We start from the raw sequence: 25,570 nt of genomic DNA, 5'->3' as shown, positions 1-25,570 counted from the left end.
GATTTCTCCTTACGTCGAAATGACAACATTAACTATAAATTATAAATTGCTTGTTTGAATTGTTTTCCTCTGTCTTCATAGTTTTCGAACAAATCGAAACTTGCACAAGCTGGCGATAACAAAACGCTATCTCCTTTTTCAGCTAAACGTTGTGCAATTTGAACTGCTTCTGACATTGAAGTAGTTTCTACCATCACATCTACCACATTGTTAAAAGCATTGCTAATTTTTGTATTATCAACACCTAAACAAACAATCGCTTTTACTTTTTCGCGAACTAAAGGCATTAATTCATCGTAATCATTCCCTTTATCTACACCACCTACTATCCAAACCGTTGGCGTAGTCATACTATCCAAAGCATAAAAAACCGAATTTACATTGGTAGCTTTTGAATCGTTTATATATTGCACTCCTTGAATTTTCAATACCTTTTCTAATCGGTGTTCAGCACCTTGGAAATTAGTCAAACTCTCTCTGATGGTTTGTTTTCTAATATTCAACAATTGCGCTACAGCAGTTGCTGCCATTGCGTTTTTAATGTTGTGTTTTCCTTCTAATGCAAGTTCGTTGATTGGCATAGTAAATGTGTGGTTTTTAATTGTGGTATTCATGTTGTTTTCTTCTAAAAATCCTCCTTCGTTATCTGGTTTTGCAACCAATGAAAAAGGAACTTTATTTGCTTTAATCGTATTGTTTTTTAGCCAATTTTGAATCGCTTCGTCTTCATTGTCATAAATCAAATAATCGGCTTCTGTTTGATTTTTTGTAATTCTAAATTTAGAATCGATGTACAAATTATAATCGTAATTGTATCTATCTAAATGATCTGGACTAATATTTGTCAAAATTGCAATGTGTGGTTTGTAGTTTATGATTCCGTCTAACTGAAAACTACTCAATTCTAATACATAAATATCGTGCTTGTTTTCGGCTACTTGCCAAGCGAAGCTTTTTCCAATATTTCCTGCTAATCCCACATTTAAACCACCTTGTTTTAACAAATGATAAGTCAAAAGCGTTGTGGTTGTTTTTCCATTACTTCCGGTGATTCCAACCGTTGTCGCATCGGTAAACTGAATTGCAAACTCGATTTCAGAAATCACGGGAATCCCTTTCTCGATTAGCTTTTTTACGATTGGTGCTTTTTCGGGAATTCCTGGACTTTTCATTACTACATCGGCATTCAGAATTAACTCTTCTGTATGCTTTTCATCTTCCCAAGCGATTCCATTAATGGTAAGAACTTCTTTATAATTTTCTTTTATTTTTCCAAAATCCGATACAAAAACATCGTATCCTTTTTTCTTTCCTAAGATGGCGGTTCCTACTCCACTTTCGCCTCCGCCTAAAACTACCAGTCGCATCTTATCTTAATTTTAAAGAAACGAGTGAGAAAATCGCCAATAGAATTCCAACAATCCAAAAACGTGTTACGATTTTACTTTCGTGATAGCCTTTTTTCTGATAGTGGTGATGTAATGGCGACATTAGGAAAATTCTTCTTCCTTCGCCGTATTTCTTTTTGGTATATTTGAAATAACTCACTTGAATCATTACTGACAAATTTTCGGCTAAGAAAATTCCACAGAATACTGGAATTAATAATTCTTTACGGATTGATATTGCAATTACAGCGATGATTCCACCAATAGTCAAACTTCCTGTATCACCCATGAATACTGATGCTGGATACGCATTGTACCACAAAAAGCCAACTAAAGCACCAACAAATGCTGCGATATAAACCGTCATTTCACCAGCATTTGGAATGTACATGATGTTCAAATAATCAGAAAAAATGATATTTCCCGAAACGAAAGTAAATAATCCGAGTGTGAGAACAGAAATTGCGGAAGTTCCTGCGGCTAAACCATCGATTCCATCCGTAAGATTGGCTCCGTTTGAAACTGCTGTGATTATTAAAATTACCATTGGAATAAAAATCAACCAAGCGTAATCTTTGTAATTATCTCCCATGAACGACAATACTTCAGCATAATCGAATTCGTTATTTTTGAAAAATGGAATGGTAGTTGCTGTCGATTTTTCTTCTAAATCCGCTGGTTTGATGTTGTTTTCAATTTTTACTCTTGATGTTAAAGTATCTTTACGAACCGTTACATCTGGACTTAAATATAAAACGGTTCCTACAATTAAACCCAAACCAACTTGCCCAATTACTTTGAAAATTCCTTTTAAACCTTGTTTATCTTTCTTGAAAATCTTGATATAATCATCAATAAAACCGATAGTTCCCATCCAAAGTGTGGTTACAATCAATAAAATGATGTAAATGTTATTCAATTTCGCTAATAACAAAACCGGAATTAATGTCGCCAAAATAATAATAATTCCGCCCATCGTTGGCGTTCCTGCTTTTGCAGTTTGACCCTCTAAACCAAGTTCACGAACCGTTTCACCTACTTGTTGGTTTCTCAAATAATTGATGATTTTTTTACCGTAAATCGTAGCAATTAACAACGACAAAATAAAAGCTAATGCCGAGCGAAAAGTAATGTATTGAAACACCCCTGCGCCAGGAACATCAAAGGCTTTGTCTAAGTATTGAAAAATGTAATATAACATATTTTTAAGTTTCAGGTTTCAAGTTTCAAGTTGCGGGTTATCTTTAAACACGTAACTCTTAACTCGAAACAATTATTTATTCAATTGTTTTAATAACTCCGTTACTATTTGTAAATCGTCAAAATCATGACGTACTCCGTTAATTTCTTGATAGGTTTCGTGACCTTTTCCTGCGATAAGAATAATATCGTTTGGATTTGCCAATTGACAAGCGGTTTTAATGGCTTGTTTTCTATCTAAAATTGAAACTGTTTTCTTGAAATTTTGAGGTTCTACACCTTTTTCCATTTCTTCAATAATCGTTTCTGGATTTTCGGTTCTTGGATTATCCGACGTAAAAATGGCTTTGTCGCTCATTGATGAAGCGATGTTTGCCATAATTGGTCTTTTAGTTTTATCTCTATCGCCACCACAACCTACAACTGTTATTAATTGTTCGTTTTTTGTACGAATATCTTCAATCGTTTTCAATACATTTTCCAAGGCATCAGGCGTGTGTGCATAATCAACAATTGCCGTGATTTTCGAATCAGAAACAATAAATTGGAAACGTCCTGAGACACTTTCTAATTCTGAAAGTAAACGTAACGCTTCTACTTTTTCGATTCCTAATTCTACTGCTACTCCGTAAATTGCTAATAAATTATAAGCGTTGAACGAACCAATTAATTTTACCCAAACTTCGTTATCATTGATTTTTAATAACAATCCCGATAATTGGTTTTCTAAAATTTGCGCTTTATAATCAGCATATGACTTTAGTGCATAAGTTAATTTCTTAGCCTTAGTATTTTGAAGCATTACCAATCCGTTTTTGTCATCAATATTGGTAATTGCGAAAGCTGATTTTGGTAAATTATCGAAAAAAGATTTTTTTACATCGCGATATTCAGCAAACGTATTGTGGTAATCTAAATGATCGTGTGATAAATTAGTAAAAACGCCACCTTCAAAACGTAACGCTTCTGTTCTTTTTTGATGAACACCGTGCGAAGAAACTTCCATGAAGCAAAATTCGCAACCATCTTGTGCCATTAAATCTAAATACTTATTGATGGTTAAAGAATCAGGTGTTGTATGTGTGGCTTTAAATTCTTGTTCATCAACCATAATTTTTACAGTTGATAACAAACCAACTTTATAACCTGCTTTTTTGAATAATTGATATAATAGTGATGCAATAGTTGTTTTACCATTAGTTCCTGTTACACCAACTAATCTGATATTTTCTGAAGGATTTTCGTAGTAATTAGCCGCTAAAAAAGCCAAAGCTTCGTTAGAATCTTTTACTTTAATATAAGTAACGCCGTTTACAATTACACTGGGAAATTCCTCACAAACAACAGCAATTGCACCAAGACTTAATGCTTTTTCAATATAATCATGACCATCGGAAAGTGTTCCTCTGATTGCCACAAAAACATCGTTCAATTCAATTTTTCTCGAATCGAATTCAATTTTAGAAACAGTAATATCGGTAGCTCCATGAACTGCTTCAATGTGTACTTTATATAATATGTCTTTTAATTGCTTCACGATAATTCGATTATGATTGTTTGATTTTTGTTAAAAGCTTGTCCAGATGTTAGCGATTGTTTTTTCACTCTTCCAACACCAATTACTTTTACTTTTAATCCTAAATTTTCTAATAAAGCTACAGCGTCCATTCCATCCATTCCTTTTACATTTGGAACAATTCGCTCTTCATTTTCAACTTTTTTATAATATTCAGCGTAATTTTTTTCTTGAGAAACTACTTTAGCATCGATATTTTTCACATGATTAGTTGATGGCGAATCGGTAAAGATTTTTTGTGCAATTCTTTTAAAAACGGGTCCAGCCACATCAGCTCCGTAGTATCCTGCTGCAACATTTGGCTTGTGAACTACTATGATGCAAGAATATTTTGGTTCGTCCGCAGGAAAATAGCCCACAAAAGATGAAGCATAATATAATTTTGATTTGTCTTTATAATTCACCTGAGCAGTTCCTGTTTTTCCCGCCATAGAAAAATCTTTCGAATACAACTTTGAACCTGTTCCTTTCTTTACAACATTTTCTAAAACAGCTTGTACTTTATCTAAAGTTTCTTGTGAACAGATTTTCGGATTAATTACTTCGGTATTATATTTTTTGATGGTTTTACTCCATTCTTTAATCTCGCTAACAAAAATTGGCTTTACCATTACTCCGTCATTGGCAACCGCATTGTATAAAGTCAAAGTTTGCAAAGGAGTTACTGATAGTCCATAGCCAAAAGCCATCCAAGGTAATGCTACTCCCGACCAACGATTAGTTCCTGGCTGAGGAATAACTGGAATTCCTTCTCCTTTTATTGGTAAACCAAGAGGCTTATTTAATCCGTAACTGTTGATTCTATCTACAAATTGTTTAGGATTGTCTTTGTAATTGTTGTAAACAGATTGTACTAAAACCGTATTCGATGATAACTCAAATCCTCTTGCTAAAGAAATTTTTCCATAACCTCCTTTATGAGAATCTCTTACTCTTCTTCCGTAATATTGTATTTCTCCTCCTTTTGAATCATAAACAGTACTTGTATCTGCCTTTTTGTCGTCTAAAACCGCTATCAAATCCATTAATTTAAAAGTTGAACCTGGTTCGTGAGATTCTGCAATTGCATAATTTTGTGTTTCATAATAAGACCCATCATCTGCTCTTCCTAAATTTGAAATGGCTTTAATGTGTCCTGTTTTTGTTTCCATTACCACCACACAACCATGATCAGCACTATAATGTTCTAATTGCTTCAATAAAGCATGATGTGCAATATCTTGAATGTAAACATCAATTGTTGAAATAATATCATAACCATCTTGTGGCTCTTTTTCGTTTACATCGCTAATAGGTTTCCACTGATTTTTTGCGATTTTTTGCATCATTCTGTGGCCATTCTTTCCATTCAAATAATCGCGAAAAGCGTATTCTAATCCTTTCCCATCTTCGTTTGAACGTTCGTAACCAATGGTTCTTTTTGCTACCAAACCAATCGGATGTTCTCTTACTATTTTTTGCTCGATAATGATTCCTCCTTTGTTAGCTCCTTTATTAAATAATGGAAACGATTTCAAACGCATTTGTTCGGTATAACTTAATTTTTTTGCGATGAAAACGTAGCGACTTTTATTAGCTCTTGCCTTTTGTAATTTTGCTTGATAATGTCCGGAAGATTTTCCAAACATAATCGATAACGAATCAGAAAGTGCTTGAATATTTTCTTTGAAATGCTCTGAAGATGGTGCCACCGCATCAAAATAAATCGTGTATTCTGGAATTGACGTTGCTAACAAACTTCCGTCAGCAGCATACACATTTCCTTTATTTGCTGGAATAGTAAAATTTTTAACGGTTCTTTCTTTTGCTAATTTTCTGTAATATGTTCCTTCAACCCATTGAATATTGTTGAGTTTTATCAAAATAAATACAGCCATTATGAAAAACATAACAGCTACAAAATACATGCGATACGATATTTTTTTATCTTCTATTGCCATATTTTTAATTTATCCCAAAAACTTTTTTTAGTTTCTTTATGCTCAACAACGATTTTAACAGGCGGAACTTCGGAAGGCAAAATATTACGCGATTCCATTTTTTCTGCAACCGTAGATTCCATTTTTAATTTCATCAATTCAGAACGACGATCTACAAACTCAGAGCGTAATTCTTTAACTTGATTATTCAATTCAGTAATTCGGTAATTTTTTGCGTCGTATTGATGATTATTTGCAATAGCCATCATTCCTAAAACCACTAGAAAAACAATAAATTTCCAATTCTTAAGAGCGTCATCACTAACAAGAAACTTGGCTTTTAATAAACTGTAAATTCCGTCTTTCATACTTTATAATTTTTCGGCTACTCTTAATTTTGCACTTCGTGCTCTATTATTGATTGCAATTTCTTCTTCGGTTGGTACAATTAGTTTTTCAATGGTTTTAAAAGGAACTTCAAAATTTCCAAAGAAATCACGTTCTGGCTCTCCTTCAAACATGCCGTTTTTTACAAAACGTTTTACTAATCTATCTTCTAATGAGTGATACGAGATAACACTCAGTCGACCTCCAGGTTTTAGAATTTCTAAGGATTGTTCTAAGAATTCTTTCAACACATCCATTTCTTGATTGACTTCAATACGAATGGCTTGGTATATTTGAGCTAGAATTTTATTGCTTTTATGTCCTGGTAAAAATTTTGCTAACACTTTTTTCAATTCGTCCGAATTGCGGATTTCTTTATCTTTTCGAGCCGTTACGATTACGTTTGCCATAGCTCTTGCGTTTTTTAATTCGCCGTAATCAAACAAAACTCTTGCAATATCTTGTTCATCGTATTCATTAACAACATGATAAGCACTGATATCACCTTTTTGATTCATTCGCATATCTAATTCTGCATCAAAACGAGTTGAAAAACCTCTTTCTGCTACATCAAATTGGTGTGATGAAACACCTAGATCAGCTAAAATCCCATCTACTTGCTTGATTCCGTGGAAACGTAAAAAACGTTTTATGAATCTAAAATTTTCATTAATTAAAGTAAATCGCTCATCATCAATTGCATTTTTCAATGCATCTAAATCTTGGTCAAAAGCGAATAATTTTCCGTTTTCACCCAAACGACTCATAATCTCTCTCGAATGTCCGCCACCACCAAAAGTAACATCCACATACACACCATCAGGATGAATATTCAATCCATCAACTGTTTCTTTTAACAATACTGGATTATGATATTCCATCTTCGTCGTCATTAAAATTACCCATTACTTCTTCTGCCAAATCTGCGAAATCACCCACTGCGTTTTCAATCGCATTTTCGTATTTATCTTTATCCCAAATTTCGATGATATTAATCGCTGAATTCAGCACAATATCTTTATCAATATGAGCAAAAACCACTAAATCTTTTGGAATTAAAAGCCGCCCTGTCGCATCAATCTCTATCATTTTAACTCCTGCCGTAAATCTTCTAATAAAATCGTCATTCTTTTTATTGAAACGATTTAGTTTATTGATTTTCAACATCATTTTATTCCATTCAGCCATTGGAAACAATTCCAAACAAGGTTGAAAAACCGAACGTTTCAACACGAAACCTTCCTCCAAAGAACCCAATTGTTTCTTTAGCGACGTAGGTAGCATCAGCCTTCCTTTGGCATCTACTTTACACTCGTATGTTCCGATTAATGTTTTCAATTTTTTATTTCGATTAGAATAAGGACAAATTTAGAAAAATTTTACCACTTTTTACCACAAACTACCACTTTGTTAATAAGTTTTTAGATTTCAAAAGTCGTTTTACCACTTTTAACAAAAGAATATTTGCAAAATCAATAATTAAGGAGAATTTTAGCAGAAAAATGAAAATCTAATATTTCATCCTTTTCCAGTAAAAAACCATTAAAATTGTTGATAACTAACATTTTACAAACTGTAAAAGTTTAAAAACAACTCTGTTAAATTTTTCTTTTCATTCTTTAATAAAATAGTATATTTGTCAATCATTAGAACTAATACCTTAAGTGGAATTTATGTTAAGAAAAGAAAAAAAATACACCTATTTTGAAGCTGGCGAAGGAACTCCAATAATCATACTTCATGGTTTAATGGGCGGCCTAAGCAATTTTGATGGTGTGGCTAATTTTTTTCCTCCTAAAGGATACAAAGTGGTGATTCCTGAATTACCTATTTACACTCAAAATATTTTAAAAACCAACGTTAAAGCCTTTTCAAAATTTGTAAAAGATTTTATTGTTCACAAAGGATTTGATCAAGTAATTCTTGTGGGAAATTCGCTAGGCGGACATATTGGATTGTATTTCACTAAAATGTATCCAGAACTTGTAAAAGCTTTAGTAATTACCGGAAGTTCAGGTTTATATGAAAGCGGAATGGGTGAAAGTTACCCAAAACGTGGGGATTATGAATACATCAAAAAGAAAGCCGAAGACGTTTTTTATAATCCAGAAATTGCAACTAAAGAAATTGTAGACGAAGTTTTTGCAACGGTTAATGATAGAATCAAATTGATTAAAACCTTAACCATTGCAAAGAGCGCTATTCGTCATAACATGGCAAAAGATTTACCAAAAATGACTACACCAACGTGTATTATTTGGGGCAAAAATGACAAAGTAACACCTCCAAATGTAGCTGAAGAATTTGATAAATTACTACCAAACTCAGAGTTGTTTTGGATTGACAAATGTGGGCACGCTGCCATGATGGAGCATCCTGAAGCATTCAATCAAATTTTGTTTGATTGGTTACAAAAGAAGAATTTATAATAGTTCCCCTTTTTGGGGAATTTTATTTTATAGCATATGAAAATTAATACCGCCGAATTCGTAATTAGTAATTCAGAAGTAGATAAGTGTCCGAAAGACCGCTTACCTGAATACGCATTTATTGGTCGTTCCAATGTAGGAAAATCTTCATTGATTAACATGTTGACGAATCATAAAAATTTGGCAAAAACATCGTCAAAACCAGGAAAAACGCAGTTGATCAATCACTTTAAAATCAACAACAATTGGTTTTTAGTGGATTTACCTGGTTATGGTTATGCGCGAGTTTCTAAGAAAACTAAAGCCGTTTTCCAACAATTTATTATGGATTATTTTGAGCAAAGAGAACAATTAGTTTGCGCCTTTGTATTAATTGACATCCGGTTAGAGGCTCAAAAAATTGATTTAGAATTCATGGAATATTTAGGCGAAAGCGAAATTCCGTTTGCGATTATTTTTACCAAATCAGATAAACTTGGAAAAAACAAAGTAAACAATCATGTAGAAGCTTACAAGAAACAATTGTTAGCTGGTGATTGGGCCGAAATGCCTCCTTATTTTGTTACTTCATCTTTAGAAGCTAAAGGAAAAGAAGGGATTCTAGAGTATATCGGTCAGATTAATGAAGATATTTTTAAAGATAATGGATTTGTTTAAAAAACAAACAAAATTAAAAAGTCGCTATTTCTAGCGACTTTTTTATGCTTTTAAATCCATTTTTTCGGCGAAGTAATCACAAAAATCGCGCATCGTATCCGACATTTTTTCGTCAGCAGTGGCACGTTGAAATGTATCTGCCATTGCTACTAAAGTTTGATGAAAGAATTGTTTCATTTCATCTACAGGCATATCTTTTGTCCATAAATCAATACGAAGTGTTTCTTTTGCTTTGCTATCCCAAACAGACAACAATAATGCTTTTGCTTCTTCTTGCTCAATTCCACCATCTTGTGCCGTCCATAATAATGTATCAGGAACGTTATTTTCGTCTAAACCTACGGTGATTTTTATATCTGATGTTTTCATATTTATTGCTTCTTTGGTTTGTATTTTGAATTGCCGAAGATGGATTTGGCATCCATTGCTAATAATTGCTCTAAAGTTACATCATCGTTGTTTTCCATATAACTTCTTACGATTTGCCAACCTAACCATTGCCCTACTCTTCCTGGTGTTTGATTATCGATTTCTAAATAAAATTTAGTAAATGGTGCTGGTTTAATGAATCGCAATTCGTTCTTAGGGTTAGAATCGAATAATAGCTTATTTTCTACCAGATTACTCCACATGTAATATTCGTTTGCTTGACAAAATTGCAACTGAGTTTCGGTATAACCAATTTTTACAGCATCGGAATAAAACGGAATCAATTTGTCTTTTACATACAGTTCTTTTCCATAATAAATCATAGCAGAAAGCAATGTTCTATCTGTTGGAGGTGCAATTTTTCCATAACAAAAAGTTGAAACTAAATTAGGTAAGATTTGATTTTCTTCTAATTCTGTCTTCTTAAATTCTGGAAAATCTACATAAAAACGATGATCTTTTCCTAAATAACAATCTAAAGAAACTAAAGCTAACGTATCTACATAAAACGCTTTAGCTTCAGTATCTACTTCATTAATTAAAGTAATAACTCGAGGTGTTTTATATTTTGGGAAATAATATTGCACGTAAGCAAACATTTTCTCCATATCTGCTTCAACTGGACCTAAAGTTGCGTATTTCATTTGCACTTCTTTGTACAACTCTTTTAACAACGGATTTTTTAGTTTGTTTACCCAAATAGAATCTGGGTTTCCAGCAGGAAAAAAGAAAGGATATTGCGCTTTAATCTTATTTAAATCCTCTGGTTTTGATTGGTAAAAGATTTGATCAAAACGTTCTACTTTAAATTCAATTGGAATATTAGCGACCGCTTCTTCCACCTTATTATCATCTTTACATGAAAATAAAGTAATCGCAACAAGGACAAATAATAATTGCTTCATATAGCGTATTTTTTATATTTTTATCAAAACTAATTTGGTTTGCAAATATACAGTTATCGACTAATAAATTTTCATAAAAAAATGACAAATTCTACCACCTTTCAAGCCGAAAAAATCAATCAACATATCGTAAAATGGTTACTCGATTATGCTACTAACGCAAAAGTAAAGGGTTTTGTTGTGGGAATCTCGGGCGGAATTGATAGTGCATTAACTTCTACACTTTGCGCGCAAACTGGTTTACCCACTTTATGTGTGGAAATGCCAATACATCAAGCGGAAAGTCATGTGAATAGAGCTAACGAGCATATTGATCAATTAAAAAAACGTTTCCCAAATGTTTTTAACGAAAGAGCCGATTTAACTCCCGTATTTGAAACATTTAAAAATCAAGTTCCTTCATCAGAAAATGAAGCCGTTTTGAATTTATCTTTAGCCAATACGCGTGCGCGTTTACGAATGACCACTTTGTATTATTTTGCTGGAATTCATGGATTATTGGTAGCTGGAACAGGAAATAAAGTAGAAGATTTTGGCGTAGGTTTTTTTACAAAATATGGCGACGGTGGCGTTGATGTTAGTCCGATTGCAGATTTAGTAAAAAGCGAAGTACGATTGCTTGCCGAATATTTAAAAGTCCCAGAAAGCATCTTGAAAGCTAAACCAACAGATGGCTTATTTGGAGATGACAGAAGCGATGAAGATCAAATAGGCGCTAATTATGATGAATTAGAATGGGCCATGATTCAAATGGAAAACGGAAAAACCTTGGAAGATTTTTCAGGAAGAGAAGCCGAAGTTTTTAATATCTTCAAAAGGTTAAATACGATTAATCAACACAAAATGAATCCAATTCCTATATGTAAAATACCATTTGGATTAAAATAATATTTATACTAATTAACAAGTAATTACATTTTTTTTAGTAACTTTGAAAGTAAATCAAGGTGTAATTTAATTTTTTAGTTATGATTAAAATATGTATTGCAGACAGTTTACCCGTTGTAATCCAAGGATTACAATCTTATTTTCATAATAATAACAGAATGGAAATTATTGCATCGGCTAAAAATTTAGAATCTTTACTTACAATTTTAGATGAAAAAAGATGCAACATATTGCTTTTAGATATAGAATTATCAGGATTATCTAGCATTAGAGATATTAAAAGTCTTTTAAAAGATTTCCCTGAAACTAAAATAATCCTTTTCACTTCAGTAACCGAGCAAATGTATGCCCCAACTGCAATTAAAGCTGGAGTTTCGGCATATATTTCTAAAAATAGTGATTTAAAAGAGTTAGAAAACGCTATTTCAAAAGTTTCAGAAGGTAAAATTGTTTTCAGCGAAACGGTTAAAAAAAGTATCGAAATGCTGAGCAAAGGAAAAAAATCGGAACGCTTGTTTAAAAAATTATCTACCAGAGAAATTGAAGTACTTCGTTACCTTAATGATGGCAAGAAAAATAAAGAAGTAGCTCAAATTTTAGGTCTAGATGAAAAAACAATCAGTACTTATAAATTGCGTTTACTAGCCAAATTAAACGTTACTAATTTAGTAGACTTGTTGAAAAAAGCAAAAGACTTAGATATAATTTAATTGTATCTTGACAAAACTCGCCCTAAGTTTTGGGAAAAAACATGTGTAAGTCCTAAATAGGCCATAACCATTTCTAATGTATCTGAATTATCAGATTGTTCCTCTTTAGAAAGATTATTTTTCAAATCGTCAATTATATTATTGACCAAATACCACCGCAATGTAATAATTGTTTCGGTAACGTATTGACTTATAGTAGCTTCTTTTTGTTTTACGTAAATTTGTTGTACTTCCCAGTTATGTAGCACTTCGCGTTCTTCATTCATAAGAACTGTCGTAACTTCTTGTGCTAATTCTTCTGGAAGATACATCAAATATTTATCTAATTCAAAAACTTCATTTTCATTAAAATAAGCAATCAAATGGTTATAAATTGCTTTGAAAACTGGATTAGCCAATTCTACCTCATCTTCTTGCAAACTCAGATAAATACGTTGGTATACTTTATAGTTATTTTGTTCTTTTACCCCAACCATTTCGCCATCTTCATTTTGAGCTAAAATAGTGTCTTCAAAAGTAACTTCTTTATCTCCGTACAACAATAAAATTTGGATGATTTTATGCTCTAATTCGTACTGAATATCAACTTTTGCTGTAGGTTGAGAAACATCATTCTTAACTACTTCAAATGCTTTTTGTTCCTCTTTATATTGTTTGTTAGCTTCTGATAAATCTTTCTTAACTAATTGCGCTAAGGTATTAAAAAGCACATCTTCGGAAATATCCATGATTCGGGAACATTCCTTAATATACACTTCACGCTTAATTCGGTCTGGAATTTTTGAAATACTGATGACCATATCACGAATTAAATCTGCTTTTTTAATTGGATCATTCTTGGCTTCTTGCATCAATAAAGAAGCTTTGAACTGAATGAAATCTTTGGCGTTTTCTTCAAAATACAATAGCAAATCTTCATACGACGTTTTTCGAGCAAAACTATCTGGGTCATCTCCATCAGGAAACGTACAAACTTTTACGTTCATTCCAGCTTCCAAAATCAAATCAATTCCTCGAATCGAAGCTCGAAGTCCGGCTGCGTCACCATCAAAAAGCACCGTAATATTTGGCGTTAAGCGATTAATTAAACGAATTTGATCTGGAGTTAAAGCAGTTCCAGAAGAAGCTACAACATTTTCAATACCAGCTTGATTCATTTGGATAACATCGGTATAACCTTCCACTAAATAACAATTATTCAGTTTGGCAATGGATTGTTTTGCATGGAAAATTCCGTATAAAACTTTACTCTTGTGGTAAATATCACTTTCGGGTGAATTCAGATATTTTGCAGCTTTTTTATCATTGGTCAAAATACGACCTCCAAAACCCAAAACACGTCCACTCATACTCTGAATCGGAAACATCACACGACCTTTGAATCGGTCGAATTGCTTGTCCTCTTTCACAATGGAAAGTCCGGTTTTGTTTAAATATTCTAATTTATAACCTTTTCCAAGTGCTTCTTTGGTAAAAGCGTCCCAAGTTTCAGGCGAATATCCTAATCCGAATTTCTTAATTGTTTCAGAAGTAAAACCACGTTCTTTAAAATAAGACAATCCGATAGCTTTTCCTTCTTCGGTTTCCAATAAAGTATAATGAAAATATTTCTGAGCGAATTCGGAAACCAAATACATACTTTCCTTTTCATTGGCTTGCGCTACATCTTCATCAGTTTGAACGGTTTCTTCAATCTCAATATTATATTTTACCGCTAAATATTTAATAGCTTCTGGATACGTAAAATGTTCGTGTTCCATTAAGAAAGTCACAGCATTCCCACCTTTTCCTGAGGAGAAATCTTTCCAAATTTGCTTTACTGGAGAAACCATAAATGAAGGCGATTTCTCATTTACAAACGGAGACAATCCTTTCAAATTACTTCCTGCGCGTTTGAGTTGTACAAAATCACCAATTACCTCCTCAACTCGGGCGGTTTCAAATACTTTTTCTATGGTGTCTTTTGATATCAAATTGCAATTTTAATTCGGAAAGTTTCAAAGATACAAAGTTGTAAAGTTAATCTACAAAAAAACTTATAAAAACAAAAAAGCACTTCATGTAACTGAAGTGCTTTTTTAAACAGAGAACTTAACTTAACCCTAAATCTAATTAAAATCAAAGCGTATTCCTAATGAAACGTTGTTTTGATCAATATTATTGTTCTTGAACATCGGATTTAAGTCATATTTAACATATAAGTAGATTATTTATATCCCAAATAAAAGACTAGAATGAAATTGAAAAGGTTTTATCTACCAACTAAAAATTATAAGATTCCTTCGGAATGACAAAATCAATGGAGAAATTTTGGAAAAAGAAAATTATTTTTTTCTTTCAATAACGTAATTTACCATTAAAATAAGGGAATCTTTATAAGTGGATGTTGGGAAATCTTGTAATAATGAAAGTGCTTCTTGTTGAAATTGTACCATTTTTTCTTCGGCGTACGTTAATCCGTTTTTGTCTTTTACAAATTGAATCACTTCTTTTACGCGCTTTTTGTCTTTGTTGTAGTTTTTTACCGAATTGATTACCCAACTTTTTTCTTTTGGGGAACAATTATTCAAAGCGTAAATCAATGGTAAAGTCATTTTTTGCTCTTTGATGTCAATTCCAGTTGGTTTACCAATGGCGTCATCGGTGTAATCGAATAAATCATCTTTGATTTGGAACGCCATCCCGATAAGTTCACCGAATTTGCGCATTTTCTCGACCATCACTTTATCTTCTGGAGCAACAGAACATGCACCAAGCGAACAACAAGCCGCAATTAAAGTAGCTGTTTTTTGTCGGATGATTTCGTAATAAATATCTTCGGTGATGTCTAATCTGCGCGCTTTTTCAATTTGAAGTAATTCGCCTTCACTCATTTCACGAACAGCAACAGAAATGATTTTTAGTAAATCGAAATCGTTATTATCGATAGAAAGCAACAATCCTTTTGACAACAAATAATCGCCCACTAAAACGGCAATTTTGTTTTTCCAAAGTGCGTTTAGAGAGAAAAACCCACGACGTTTGTTACTGTCGTCAACTACGTCATCATGTACTAAAGTTGCAGTGTGAATTAATTCAATAACCGAAGCACCTCGATACGTTCGTTCATTAATAGTACCTCCTGAAACCATTTTTGCGGTTAAGAAAACAAACATTGGTCGCATTTGTTTTCCCTTTCGATTTACAATATAATGTGTGATTCTGTTTAATAAAGCCACTTTTGAAGACATGGAATCGCGAAACTTCTCTTCAAAGAGTTCCATTTCATTTGCGATGGGTAGCTTTATTTGTTCGGTTATTTTCATTGAGGTATCAAAAGTACGAAAACAATTGATATAGGCAAAAAATTAGATTCTGAAACAGATTCAGTATAACAAAATAAACTAAGATTTATTTGCCAATTGTCCGCAAGCTGCATCAATATCTTTTCCTCGACTTCTTCTAACTTTAGCAACAATATTGTTTTTTTCTAAAGCCGTAATATAAGCATTAGTAGCTTCTTCCGACGCTTGTTGAAACATGCCGTCATCTATAGGATTGTACTCAATCAAATTCACTTTACATGGTACATATTTGCAAAATTTCACCAAAGCGTCAATCGATTTTTTATCATCGTTGATTCCTTTCCAAACCACATATTCGTAAGTAATTTTACTTTTGGTTTTTCTGTACCAATATTCTAAACTCTCACGCAAATCGGTTAGCGGAAAGTTTTTAGTAAACGGCATGATTTCGTTACGAATTTCCTCCACCGCCGAATGTAAGGAAACCGCTAATTTAAATTTCACCTCATCATCTGCCATTTTCTTAATCATTTTCGGAATTCCAGAAGTAGAAACTGTAATACGTTTTGGCGACATTCCTAAACCTTCATTTGAAGTAATCATATCAATCGCTTTCATCACGTTTGGATAATTCATCAAAGGCTCTCCCATTCCCATGAAAACAATGTTTGATAGCGGTCGGTCGTAATACAAACGACTTTCGTTATCAATGGCAGCCACTTGATCGTAGATTTCTCCCGGTTCCAAATTACGCATACGTTTTAATCGCGCTGTCGCACAAAAATTACAATCTAAACTACAACCTACTTGCGAAGAAACACAAGCAGTAGTTCGAGTTTCAGTTGGAATTAAAACCGATTCTACAATTAAATCATCATGCAAACGAACAGCATTTTTAACGGTACCATCTTCACTACGTTGTAACGTATCAACTTTAATGTGATTGATTACAAAATTAGCTTCTAACATAGCTCGAGTTTCTTTAGACACATTGGTCATATCTTCAAAAGTGTGCGCTCGCTTTTGCCACAACCATTCATAAACTTGATTGCCGCGAAAAGCTTTGTCTCCGTTAGCAACAAAGAAGTTACGTAATTGTTCTTTGGTAAGTGCTCGTATGTCTTTTTTCTCGATTTGCATGGTGCAAAAGTAATGAATTTAGAAATTAGAATTCAAAAATTAGAAAATTGGATGAATTCTTTTTGTATTTTTGTTAAAAAGAATTTTATGGGAATTCCTGAATTAAAAGAAATTATAAAATTAAAACTCGAAAATGCCGATGAGCGTGTGCTTCGCATTGTAGATTCGGTTTTAAATGAATATTCGAAAGAAACTATCGCTTTTGATTCAAAAGGATATGCTCTAAATTTAGAAGAATACCAACTAAAAGTTGAAGAAGGTTTTGAAGATATTAAGAATAATAAAACTTTTACCAACGAAGAAATGGCAATTAAAATTGAGCAATTAAAAAAGCAATAAATAATGTTTTCAATTATTTGGACTTCTAAATCTTTCGAAGATATTTCAAACATACATCATTATCTCTCCAATAAAATTTCATCAGAAACTGCAAATAAAATAATTGACGAAATTTATCAAGCGCCAAATTCAATTACTTTTGTAGAGCAATTTCAAATTGATGAATACCGAAAAGATTGTAGGAGAATTATTGTCAGAAATTACAAAATTCTTTATTACATCAAAGATTCTGAAATATTCGTAATTAGAGTTTTTAACACATTACAAGACCCAACCAAAAGTTTATAAAATGCATTTCATATCAGAAGATTTAGAAGATTACGTAGCCAATCATTCACAAGCGGAACCTGAATTATTAGCGAAATTAAACAAAGAAACTTACCAAAAAATCATGCAACCTCGTATGTTGAGTGGCCATTTTCAAGGTAGAGTTTTGAGTATGCTTTCTAAAATAATTCGTCCGAAACATATTTTAGAAATAGGTACATATACAGGTTATGCAGCTTTGTGTTTAGCAGAAGGTTTGATGGAAAACGGAACTTTAGATACGATTGATATTGAAGAAGAATTAGTAGATTTTCAGCGAAAATATTTTGACGCTTCGCCATGGAAAGATCAAATTTTTCAACATTTAGGTGATGCGGTTGACATTATCCCAACTTTGAATAAAAAATTTGATTTGGTTTTTATTGATGCTGACAAAGAAAATTATGTGAATTATTTCCACTTAATCGTTCCGATGATGAACAAAGGCGGAATTATTTTATCGGATAATGTGTTATGGAGCGGAAAAGTTTTGGAAGAAGTAAAACCAAACGATAAAAGCACTCCCATTTTATTAGAATACAATCAACTATTAAACACTGACCCAAGAGTAGAAACGGTTTTATTGCCTATTCGTGATGGTTTAACCGTAAGTCGAGTTTTATAATGAATTTGAAAGAAGAAATAAATTTATTTAGAAAAAGTATTACAAAAAATCTGTTTGTAAAAACGATTAACGAGACAAAATCGTATCAAAACAGCATAAAAAATCCGTCTGAAATTAAAAAAATACTAATTGTTAGACCAAATCACAGATTGGGAAATCAGCTTCTAATTACACCTTTATTACAAGAATTAATTACCACTTTCCCAGACGCAAAAATTGATCTTTTTCTCAAGGGTAACCTTGGTTCCATATTATTTAAAAATTATCCTGAAGTCAATAAAATAATTTCATTACCGCGAAAACATTTTAAAGAATTTATAAAATACTTAGGATGTTGGCTTTATTTACGCAAACATAAATATGATTTAATTATCAATACCGTTAGTTATTCTTCCTCTGGTTCTATTGCTACAAAAATTACAAAATCAAAATATAAAATATTTGGACGTATTAAAGATTTGGAATCTTCCGTTTACAATGATTACTTACATAACGCCAAACGTCCTGTTTACGATTTTAGAGAAGAGATTAAAATACTAGGATTAGAATTACCTGATAATTCAATTCCTAAAATCAACATACGCTTGGACTCAGAAGAATTAAAAAAAGGAGCAAACGATTTATTTGAACTTACTGGTAATACAAAAAAAACCATCTGTATTTTCACGTATGCAACGAGTGATAAAAAATACACAAAAGAATGGTGGACTATTTTTTATGAAGTTTTAAAAAAAGAATTTAATAATTATACAATTATTGAAGTTTTACCCGCCGAAAATGTTTCGCAAATTAACTTTAAAGCACCATCCTATTATAGTAAAGATGTGCGAAAAATAGCTGCATTAATTGCTAATACAGAACTTTTCATAGGTGCTGATAGCGGCATTATGCATTTATCTAATTCTACTAATACAACTACAATTGGACTTTTTTCAGTAACAGAGAAAAAATTATACCAACCTTATCATGATAATAATTTTGGGATAGATACTAATGGAAAAGAAATTGATGCAATTTTAAAAGAAGTCAAAACAGTTATTCAGTAATAATTTCTGAATTTATTTTGTATCGATTGTTTATATAACAGTATAATTTATAAAACGAAAATCCAAAAAATCCACCAAAAACATAACCAGTTACAATATCCGCGGGATAGTGTAATCCTAAGTAAATTCTGCTATAAGCAAAAATTAACGAAAATAGAAACAATAAATATGCAAACTTATAATACTTTCTGACAATTAAGAAAATAAACATTGTTGATGCCATTGAATTGGCCGCATGTCCAGAGAAAAAACTAAATGATTTTCTTGTAATTACTTCTCTAATTATTCCATCAAATTCGGGATTATTACATGGTCGTAAACGTTCGAAAGAATATTTGAATAGATTCGTAATTTGGTCTGTAAACGTAATTAAAGCAGCCAAGAAAAGAATTATGATTCCTAAACCTTTCCAACCCACTTTCTTTTGAAGAAGATAAAAAACACCAACAAAAAGTGGTGACCAATAGAGTTGTTTGGTGATAATTTTCCAAAAACCATCGAATGGTTCTGAACCCAATCCATTTAAAAAAAGGAATAATTCTTTATCTAAGTTAATTAACTGTTCCAAATTACAATTGTCTTTTTACAGGTCCGGTAATGCTTTCAATATCTTCTTTTACTTTTTCAATCGGATTTTGAACATCTAAATTGATATTTTCCAAAGGATTTACCATTTTAGTGATTCCTTCTTTTGCTTTTGCTATTTCATCTGAAACACCTCCTGTTAAAGTATTCATATCCAATCCAGCGTCTTGAGTTCCTTTATGAATTTCATTCTTTATTTCGTTTGTTGCATTCTTTAATTGCGCCATACCTTTTCCTAAAGCACGAGCAATATCTGGAATTTTATCTGATCCAAATAACATTAAAACAACCAAAATGATGAAAAACAATTCACCTCCGCCTATTCCAAACATAGTTTAATTTTGAAAATTTAACTTCGCAAAGTTACAAAGTTTTATTGCGATTTATCTTAAAGTAATCAAAAAAAAAGACTATCCGAAGATAGTCTTAATTCTTATTTTTTTTCTAAAGTATCAAATTTAGATTCTGTTTCTTCTTTTGGCCAATAGTTATTTGTAACATCTATATCGGCAGTTTCTAATTTAGGATCTAATTGAATTTTTACCACTTTCTTTTCAGTAGCAAAAACTCGTTTTGCAGTCTCATTGTTTCTTCTCCAAATTTGAGCAGGAAACGTTTGAGTTTCAGTAGTTCCATCTTCAAACTGAAGTTCTACAATAATTGGCATTATTAAACCTCCAGGCTTATCAAATTCAACTTCATAGAAAAAACTTGGTGTTTTTAATGCATTAATTTCGGCTACTGAATAGTTTTTAGTTAAGTAATCATTTAAAGCTTGAACTTTAGAATAATCAAAACCTTTTGCTAATTCTGGTTTAAAATCATTTGAAGCTTCTAACACCATTTTTAACATTGGTTGATTTGCATCTCCAATTTTTCTTCCTCTTCTATTAAATTGCGCTTTAGCTTCTGAAGGATCTTGCTCAATTACATAGTATTGTTTTACCTCTTTAATTCCTATATCTGTATAATCTGTAGAATAAAACCAACCTCTCCAAAACCAATCTAAATCAACAGCAGAAGCATCTTCCATTGTTCTAAAGAAATCTTCTGGAGTTGGGTGTTTGAATTTCCAACGGTTTGCATACGTTTTGAAAGCATGGTCAAATAATTCGTGACCCATAATAGTTTCTCTCAAAATATTTAACCCTGTTGCTGGTTTTCCATAAGCATTAGCTCCAAATTGGTAAATATTCTCCGAGTTTGACATAATAGGCTCTAAATATTTTTGGTTTCCTTTCATGTAAGGCACAATGTTTTTAGCTGGACCTCTCGTAGCAGGAAATTTTGGATCGAATGAAATTTCTGTTAAATATTCTAAGAATGTATTTAAACCTTCATCCATCCATGACCATTGTCTTTCATCTGAATTTACAATCATTGGAAAGAAATTGTGTCCTACTTCGTGAATAATAACTCCTAACATTCCGTATTTAATTCTATCACTTACAAATCCTTTTTCGTCAGGACGACCGTAGTTCCAACAAATCATTGGATATTCCATTCCTTGATCTTCTGCAGAAACTGAAACTGCTTTTGGATAAGGGTAATCAAATGTAAAATGTGAATACGTTTTTAAAGTGTGTGCTACCGCTTTTGTAGATAAATCTCCCCAAAGTGGATTTGCTTCTTTTGGATAAATTGAAATTGCTAATGGTTTGTTTGTTGGTAAATCAACTGCCATTGCATCGATTATGAATTTTCTTGAAGTTGAGAAACCGAAGTCGCGCACATTTTGAGCTTTAAATTTCCATGTTTTCTTTTTGTCTGAAAAGCTACTTTCTTTTGCAACTGCTTCTTCTTGCGTAACAATCACAACTGGTTTATCAAATGTTTTTTCAGCTAATTCCCATCTTTTAACTTGTTCTGCTGTAAAGACTTCGCTTCTATTTTGTAAAACTCCTGTTGCTTCCATAACGTGATCAGCTGGAACTGTGATATTTACTTCATAATCTCCAAAAACTAGAGCAAATTCGCCTCTACCCCAAAATTGCATGTTTTGCCATCCTTCTACATCATTGTAGACAGCCATTCTTGGGAAAAATTGGGCCATTACAAACAAACGATTTCCATCAGGAAATTGTTCATAACCAGAACGACCATTATTGGCTTGCTCCATGTAATTTACAATATTGTACCACCATTTGATTGAAAACGAAACCTTTTCACCATTTTTTAATGGTTTAGGCAAATCAATACGCATCATAGTTTGATTGATGGTGTATTTCATTGGATTTCCTTTAGCATCTTTAACATATTCGATGTTAAAACCTCCTGGAAAAGGACTTCCCATGTATTTTTTTGCAAAACCACTTGTTGAAATAGCTTTGTCCATATTTTGATTTTCAACTAAAGGTGTTTTCGAATCAGGTCTTTCAATATTTTGTTCTAATTGCACCCATAAATATTCTAACGATTCTTTAGCGTTATTGTGATAGGTAATTGTTTCAGAACCATATAATTTCTTGTTTTTATCATCTAATTCCAGATTCATTTTATAATCTGCTTTTTGCTGATAATAAGCAGGTCCTGGAGCTCCAGAAGCTGTTCTGTACATATTAGGAGTAGCCATTTCGTCATACATTTGACGGAATTTATTCTCATTATAATGTCCTAATTCACGCTTTTTCTCTTCTGTTTTTAATTCTTGAGCAACTGCCCCAAAAGCAACAGCTAAAGTTAAAAAGACAGATAGTACAATTGACTTTTTCATGGTATTTTAGTTTCTTTTAATAGACTATTTTTTGTTGCGTATCATTATTAGTAAACAAAAAGCTGTTTTTGTTACTATTAATATTTACATGAACAATATTTTGTTGTTCGCTGTAAACATCGGTTAGTAATGAATTAAAGATTTCGAAGGTATTTATTTTTTTTGAAATAGCAATTTTAGTGTAAAAAATTAACACATCGCCTTCTATTTCACGAGCTAAAAATTCGAGGTTTTGTACTTTTTTATTGATGGAAATTTTTACGTTTTCCTTTAAGTAATCTTTGATTAAGGTTTCGGCTTCGGGCAATTCTTTATTAGAAGTCAGATACACTTTCTTCTTGTATTTTTTTTCCAATGCTTTTTCTAAATCGTCAATAAAAATTCTGTGTGTAATTTCTATTCTTTTTTTATTAGGCACATAATCGATTTGGGTTACAGAAACATAAAATTTATGCCAAGCAAATGAGCTCAACATCACAATCATAATGGTTGGTAAAAAAAATCGTAACAAGTTCTTATTCATTTGGTAAAAATAGTAATTATTCTTTTTGATTTTCTAATTTGTATGCTTTTGCTTTATCGGTTAAATATTGAATAAGCTGCAACTCGCATTCAGGCTTTAAAAACAAGGATAAGTCTTTGGCAGGCATTTCGACATATTGTAAAAACATTGGAATATCTTCATTCTTAATTTTCAAGGTTTCTACAAAAAAATTATGAGAAAAACGCTCAAACATATGATCGGAAAAAGATTTTGACATGATATCATGTTGTCTTCGTTCTTCAAAAACGCGTTCAGAGTTCTTTTTAGGGTTTCTATCTTTTACTAATAAACTCACTAATCCAGCTCCAATTGCAAGAAAATTAAAATTCGAACCATTAGGAGCCAACTGACTTGTTATTGCTCTATTTATAGGAGTTCCAGACCGAACATCATCTTCATAATGTTTTATATTCATATCTATTTTTGAAAAGCCTTCGCCATAAACTTGAATTCTTTTTGTGTCATGAGTAAGATTTCCACTTAATGTATAGGGTGTAACCTCTACTTCATTTAATTCTGTAACTTTTATATGTAATTTAATTTGTAATTCTTCTAGCCAAAAATCCTTTTCTGTTAAAACATATTTTTTAGAATCATATGAAAGCCCTTGAATATATAAAGTGTCAGTTGCTTTTGCTTTGATAGAAAATTTTCCATCTACATTAGTGACAGCTCCAATGTTAGATGTAATATTAAAAACTGTTAGATTTTCAACTTCTATAGAATCTGCAATTATTCTTCCTTTCAAAATCTTTCGTTCTACTTCTTGAGAAAAGAACAACTGACTAAATAAAATCGCAATTACTAGTATAAAACTATTTTTCATTCTTATTTGAATCTGAAGGTTCTAATTCACTAACTTTTAAATATTCCACTGCAAGTTCTGACAAAATAAAAGACGCCATGGTTTTATTTTTATCTCTCATTGCTCTTGTAAATCTTTCGTTTTCCGCTACATAAAACAAAAATCCATCAACATAATCTGCTGGAATTTTTAATGTTTTTGTAAAATATTCTCTTTCATAATAATCTGAAATCTTTGATAAAAGAAATTCTTTTCGCTCCACAACTAGTTCTTTCTTTAACATACTTGTTCTTCCACTTATCGAATTAATCAAACCATCTACACTCATTCCTCCTAAAGGAATTAATAATGGACTATACCAGTGAAATTCTTCTGCCGCAGCAAGCTTACGTTCTGCAGGAGTATATGTTTTTTGGTTGGCAGGTACAATTCCAAGAGCAACTGCATTTATATTTTTATATTGAATGATAGCAACCTCATCTAATTTATTAATGAGTGATTCCATTTTTACAAAAACCAAATCTTTTAAAAAATCATTTGTAGTTAACACATATTGTCTAGCTTTCAGATTAACAGCGCTAAACTGAAGTGTATCGGAAACTTTGGCGCTTATTTGAAAATAACCTCTTGCATCTGTAACAGCACCATTTTTTTTGGATAAATTAATAATATGAATTCCTTCCAATAAAGATGACTCAGAAACGACTTTACCATTTATTATAGAGTCGTTTTGAGAAAAAACAAAAGTTGGAAGTAGTAAAAAAAAGAAAAATAGTTTTTTTATCATAAATGAAATATTATCACATTGTAAATGTAATTAGTTCTCATCAAAATGAAATCCTAATGAGATGATAAACTTATGTTAATACAATTTGATAAATTTGTAAAAAATAATTTAATGAAAAATATTATAATTGCAAGTACATCAACTTTACATGGCGGTAGCTATTTAGATTATTTATTACCTGAATTGCAATCTTTCTTTTCGAACGTAAAAGAGTTGATTTTTATTCCATACGCAAGGCCAAGTGGTATTTCACATGATGATTACACTAAAAAAGTTAGTGAAGCTTTTACCAAAATTAATATTTCTGTTAAAGGAATTCACGAATTTGAAAATCCAATTAAAGCTCTTGAAAAAGCACAAGGAATTTTTACTGGAGGAGGAAATACTTTTTTATTAGTAAGCCAATTATACAAAAACAATGTAATTGACACTTTAGAAAAAGTAGTTAAAAACGGCACACCCTACTTAGGAACAAGCGCTGGAAGTAATATTTGCGGTTTAACTATGAGTACTACTAATGATATGCCTATTGTATATCCACCAAGTTTTAGAACTTTAGGATTTGTTTCTTTCAATATTAATCCACATTATTTAGATCCTATTGAAGGTTCAACACACATGGGAGAAACACGCGAAACTAGAATTAATGAATTTCATCATTTTAATCCGCAACCTGTTGTTGGATTGAGAGAAGGAAGTTGGCTACAAGTTAAAGGCGATTCTGTGAAATTAAAAGGAACTTTTACCGCTATAATTTTCAAAAGAAACGAAACACCAATTGAAGTAGCGCCTGAAACCGAACTAAACGAATTGAAATAAAAAAAGCCTTGCAATTGCAAGGCTTTTTGTGGAGCGGAAGACGAGGCTCGAACTCGCGACAACCAGCTTGGAAGGCTGGAGCTCTACCA

27 protein-coding genes are annotated in these 25,570 nt (G+C 32.1%); 9 read left to right on the top strand and 18 right to left on the bottom strand.

The window, feature by feature from the left end; all coding sequences use genetic code 11:
* Positions 1-32: 32 nt before the first annotated feature.
* The 7 genes from murD to mraZ all read right to left on the bottom strand — a co-directional run bounded on the left by murD (position 33) and on the right by mraZ (position 7,808).
* Positions 33-1,367 (bottom strand): UDP-N-acetylmuramoyl-L-alanine--D-glutamate ligase, encoded by a 1,335-nt coding sequence (murD, locus tag GFJ94_RS10265; RefSeq protein ID WP_153201441.1) that lies wholly within the window; start codon positions 1,365-1,367, stop codon positions 33-35.
* A gap of 1 nt (position 1,368) precedes the next feature.
* Positions 1,369-2,589: a phospho-N-acetylmuramoyl-pentapeptide-transferase gene (mraY, locus tag GFJ94_RS10260; protein ID WP_153201440.1), complete on the bottom strand. Its 1,221-nt coding sequence runs from the start codon at positions 2,587-2,589 to the stop codon at positions 1,369-1,371.
* Between the two features lie 72 nt (positions 2,590-2,661).
* Positions 2,662-4,125, bottom strand: coding sequence for a UDP-N-acetylmuramoyl-L-alanyl-D-glutamate--2,6-diaminopimelate ligase (locus tag GFJ94_RS10255; protein ID WP_162523837.1), 1,464 nt, complete (start codon positions 4,123-4,125; stop codon positions 2,662-2,664).
* A complete protein-coding gene (locus GFJ94_RS10250) occupies positions 4,122-6,104 on the bottom strand; it encodes a penicillin-binding protein (RefSeq protein WP_153201439.1) in 1,983 nt (660 codons plus the stop codon). Before GFJ94_RS10250 ends, GFJ94_RS10255 begins: the two co-directional genes overlap by 4 nt.
* Positions 6,095-6,451, bottom strand: a complete 357-nt coding sequence (locus tag GFJ94_RS10245; protein WP_153201438.1) for an FtsL-like putative cell division protein — start codon at positions 6,449-6,451, stop codon at positions 6,095-6,097. Before GFJ94_RS10245 ends, GFJ94_RS10250 begins: the two co-directional genes overlap by 10 nt.
* Before the next feature lie 3 nt (positions 6,452-6,454).
* Positions 6,455-7,363, bottom strand: coding sequence for a 16S rRNA (cytosine(1402)-N(4))-methyltransferase RsmH (gene rsmH / locus GFJ94_RS10240; protein ID WP_203228654.1), 909 nt, complete (start codon positions 7,361-7,363; stop codon positions 6,455-6,457).
* Positions 7,338-7,808 (bottom strand): division/cell wall cluster transcriptional repressor MraZ, encoded by a 471-nt coding sequence (gene mraZ / locus GFJ94_RS10235; protein WP_153201436.1) that lies wholly within the window; start codon positions 7,806-7,808, stop codon positions 7,338-7,340. Before mraZ ends, rsmH begins: the two co-directional genes overlap by 26 nt.
* 335 nt (positions 7,809-8,143) lie before the next feature.
* Here mraZ and GFJ94_RS10230 point away from each other — a divergent pair, with 335 nt between their 5' ends.
* Positions 8,144-8,899 carry an alpha/beta fold hydrolase gene (locus tag GFJ94_RS10230; RefSeq protein WP_153201435.1) on the top strand — a complete coding sequence of 252 codons (756 nt, stop codon included), beginning with the start codon at positions 8,144-8,146 and terminating at the stop codon, positions 8,897-8,899.
* Between the two features lie 36 nt (positions 8,900-8,935).
* On the top strand, positions 8,936-9,556 hold the full coding sequence (yihA, locus tag GFJ94_RS10225; RefSeq protein ID WP_133608195.1) for a ribosome biogenesis GTP-binding protein YihA/YsxC: 621 nt from the start codon (positions 8,936-8,938) through the stop codon (positions 9,554-9,556).
* Between the two features lie 42 nt (positions 9,557-9,598).
* Here yihA and gldC read toward each other — a convergent pair whose 3' ends face one another.
* The gene (gene gldC / locus GFJ94_RS10220; RefSeq protein WP_153201434.1) at positions 9,599-9,925 is read right to left on the bottom strand and encodes a gliding motility protein GldC; all 327 of its coding nucleotides are present in this window, start codon (positions 9,923-9,925) and stop codon (positions 9,599-9,601) included.
* A gap of 2 nt (positions 9,926-9,927) precedes the next feature.
* Positions 9,928-10,890, bottom strand: a complete 963-nt coding sequence (gldB, locus tag GFJ94_RS10215) for a gliding motility lipoprotein GldB (protein WP_153201433.1) — start codon at positions 10,888-10,890, stop codon at positions 9,928-9,930.
* A gap of 81 nt (positions 10,891-10,971) precedes the next feature.
* On the opposite strand from gldB, the gene nadE reads away from it, so the two are divergent.
* Together nadE and GFJ94_RS10205 are read left to right on the top strand one after the other, a co-directional pair.
* Complete coding sequence (nadE, locus tag GFJ94_RS10210; protein WP_153201432.1) at positions 10,972-11,778, top strand: NAD(+) synthase; 807 nt, start codon at positions 10,972-10,974, stop codon at positions 11,776-11,778.
* Positions 11,779-11,858: 80 nt separating this feature from the next.
* The gene (locus GFJ94_RS10205) at positions 11,859-12,488 is read left to right on the top strand and encodes a response regulator transcription factor (RefSeq protein ID WP_153201431.1); all 630 of its coding nucleotides are present in this window, start codon (positions 11,859-11,861) and stop codon (positions 12,486-12,488) included.
* Here GFJ94_RS10205 and dnaG read toward each other — a convergent pair.
* From dnaG to rlmN, 3 genes are all read right to left on the bottom strand, one after another.
* Entirely contained in the window at positions 12,485-14,461 is a 1,977-nt protein-coding gene (gene dnaG / locus GFJ94_RS10200; RefSeq protein ID WP_153201430.1) for a DNA primase, read from the bottom strand. The two genes, GFJ94_RS10205 and dnaG, sit on opposite strands and share 4 nt — an antisense overlap.
* 351 nt (positions 14,462-14,812) lie before the next feature.
* A complete protein-coding gene (locus GFJ94_RS10195) occupies positions 14,813-15,793 on the bottom strand; it encodes a polyprenyl synthetase family protein (protein ID WP_153201429.1) in 981 nt (326 codons plus the stop codon).
* 78 nt (positions 15,794-15,871) lie between these two features.
* On the bottom strand, positions 15,872-16,912 hold the full coding sequence (gene rlmN / locus GFJ94_RS10190) for a 23S rRNA (adenine(2503)-C(2))-methyltransferase RlmN (protein WP_153201428.1): 1,041 nt from the start codon (positions 16,910-16,912) through the stop codon (positions 15,872-15,874).
* A gap of 12 nt (positions 16,913-16,924) precedes the next feature.
* On the opposite strand from rlmN, the gene GFJ94_RS10185 reads away from it, so the two are divergent.
* The 4 genes from GFJ94_RS10185 to GFJ94_RS10170 are packed head-to-tail and all read left to right on the top strand — an operon-like array spanning position 16,925 to position 19,228.
* Positions 16,925-17,251, top strand: a complete 327-nt coding sequence (locus GFJ94_RS10185; RefSeq protein ID WP_153201427.1) for a hypothetical protein — start codon at positions 16,925-16,927, stop codon at positions 17,249-17,251.
* Between the two features lie 3 nt (positions 17,252-17,254).
* Positions 17,255-17,539 (top strand): type II toxin-antitoxin system RelE/ParE family toxin, encoded by a 285-nt coding sequence (locus tag GFJ94_RS10180; protein ID WP_153201426.1) that lies wholly within the window; start codon positions 17,255-17,257, stop codon positions 17,537-17,539.
* 1 nt (position 17,540) lies between these two features.
* Positions 17,541-18,182, top strand: a complete 642-nt coding sequence (locus tag GFJ94_RS10175) for an O-methyltransferase (RefSeq protein WP_153201425.1) — start codon at positions 17,541-17,543, stop codon at positions 18,180-18,182.
* Complete coding sequence (locus GFJ94_RS10170) at positions 18,182-19,228, top strand: glycosyltransferase family 9 protein (protein WP_153201424.1); 1,047 nt, start codon at positions 18,182-18,184, stop codon at positions 19,226-19,228. The genes GFJ94_RS10175 and GFJ94_RS10170 overlap by 1 nt, the downstream gene beginning before the upstream one ends.
* On the opposite strand, the gene GFJ94_RS10165 is transcribed toward GFJ94_RS10170, so the two are convergent.
* The 6 genes from GFJ94_RS10165 to GFJ94_RS10140 form a co-directional block, all read right to left on the bottom strand.
* The gene (locus GFJ94_RS10165) at positions 19,218-19,796 is read right to left on the bottom strand and encodes a phosphatase PAP2 family protein (RefSeq protein WP_153201423.1); all 579 of its coding nucleotides are present in this window, start codon (positions 19,794-19,796) and stop codon (positions 19,218-19,220) included. The genes GFJ94_RS10170 and GFJ94_RS10165 overlap by 11 nt on opposite strands.
* A 1-nt stretch (position 19,797) precedes the next feature.
* Positions 19,798-20,145, bottom strand: coding sequence for a twin-arginine translocase TatA/TatE family subunit (locus tag GFJ94_RS10160; RefSeq protein ID WP_153201422.1), 348 nt, complete (start codon positions 20,143-20,145; stop codon positions 19,798-19,800).
* A gap of 101 nt (positions 20,146-20,246) precedes the next feature.
* Entirely contained in the window at positions 20,247-22,526 is a 2,280-nt protein-coding gene (locus tag GFJ94_RS10155) for a M1 family metallopeptidase (protein WP_153201421.1), read from the bottom strand.
* A 16-nt stretch (positions 22,527-22,542) separates the two neighbouring features.
* A complete protein-coding gene (locus GFJ94_RS10150; RefSeq protein ID WP_153201420.1) occupies positions 22,543-23,049 on the bottom strand; it encodes a DUF6702 family protein in 507 nt (168 codons plus the stop codon).
* A gap of 16 nt (positions 23,050-23,065) precedes the next feature.
* Complete coding sequence (locus GFJ94_RS10145; protein ID WP_153201419.1) at positions 23,066-23,896, bottom strand: hypothetical protein; 831 nt, start codon at positions 23,894-23,896, stop codon at positions 23,066-23,068.
* Positions 23,886-24,662, bottom strand: coding sequence for a carboxypeptidase-like regulatory domain-containing protein (locus GFJ94_RS10140; protein WP_153201418.1), 777 nt, complete (start codon positions 24,660-24,662; stop codon positions 23,886-23,888). The genes GFJ94_RS10145 and GFJ94_RS10140 overlap by 11 nt, the downstream gene beginning before the upstream one ends.
* A 111-nt stretch (positions 24,663-24,773) precedes the next feature.
* Here GFJ94_RS10140 and pepE point away from each other — a divergent pair, with 111 nt between their 5' ends.
* Positions 24,774-25,481, top strand: a complete 708-nt coding sequence (gene pepE / locus GFJ94_RS10135; RefSeq protein ID WP_153201417.1) for a dipeptidase PepE — start codon at positions 24,774-24,776, stop codon at positions 25,479-25,481.
* Positions 25,482-25,570 lie beyond the last annotated feature (89 nt).

This window comes from Flavobacterium sp. LMO8, assembly GCF_009495755.1.
In the GTDB taxonomy this organism is placed as follows: domain Bacteria; phylum Bacteroidota; class Bacteroidia; order Flavobacteriales; family Flavobacteriaceae; genus Flavobacterium.
This window is presented reverse-complemented; position numbering and strand designations above follow the sequence as displayed.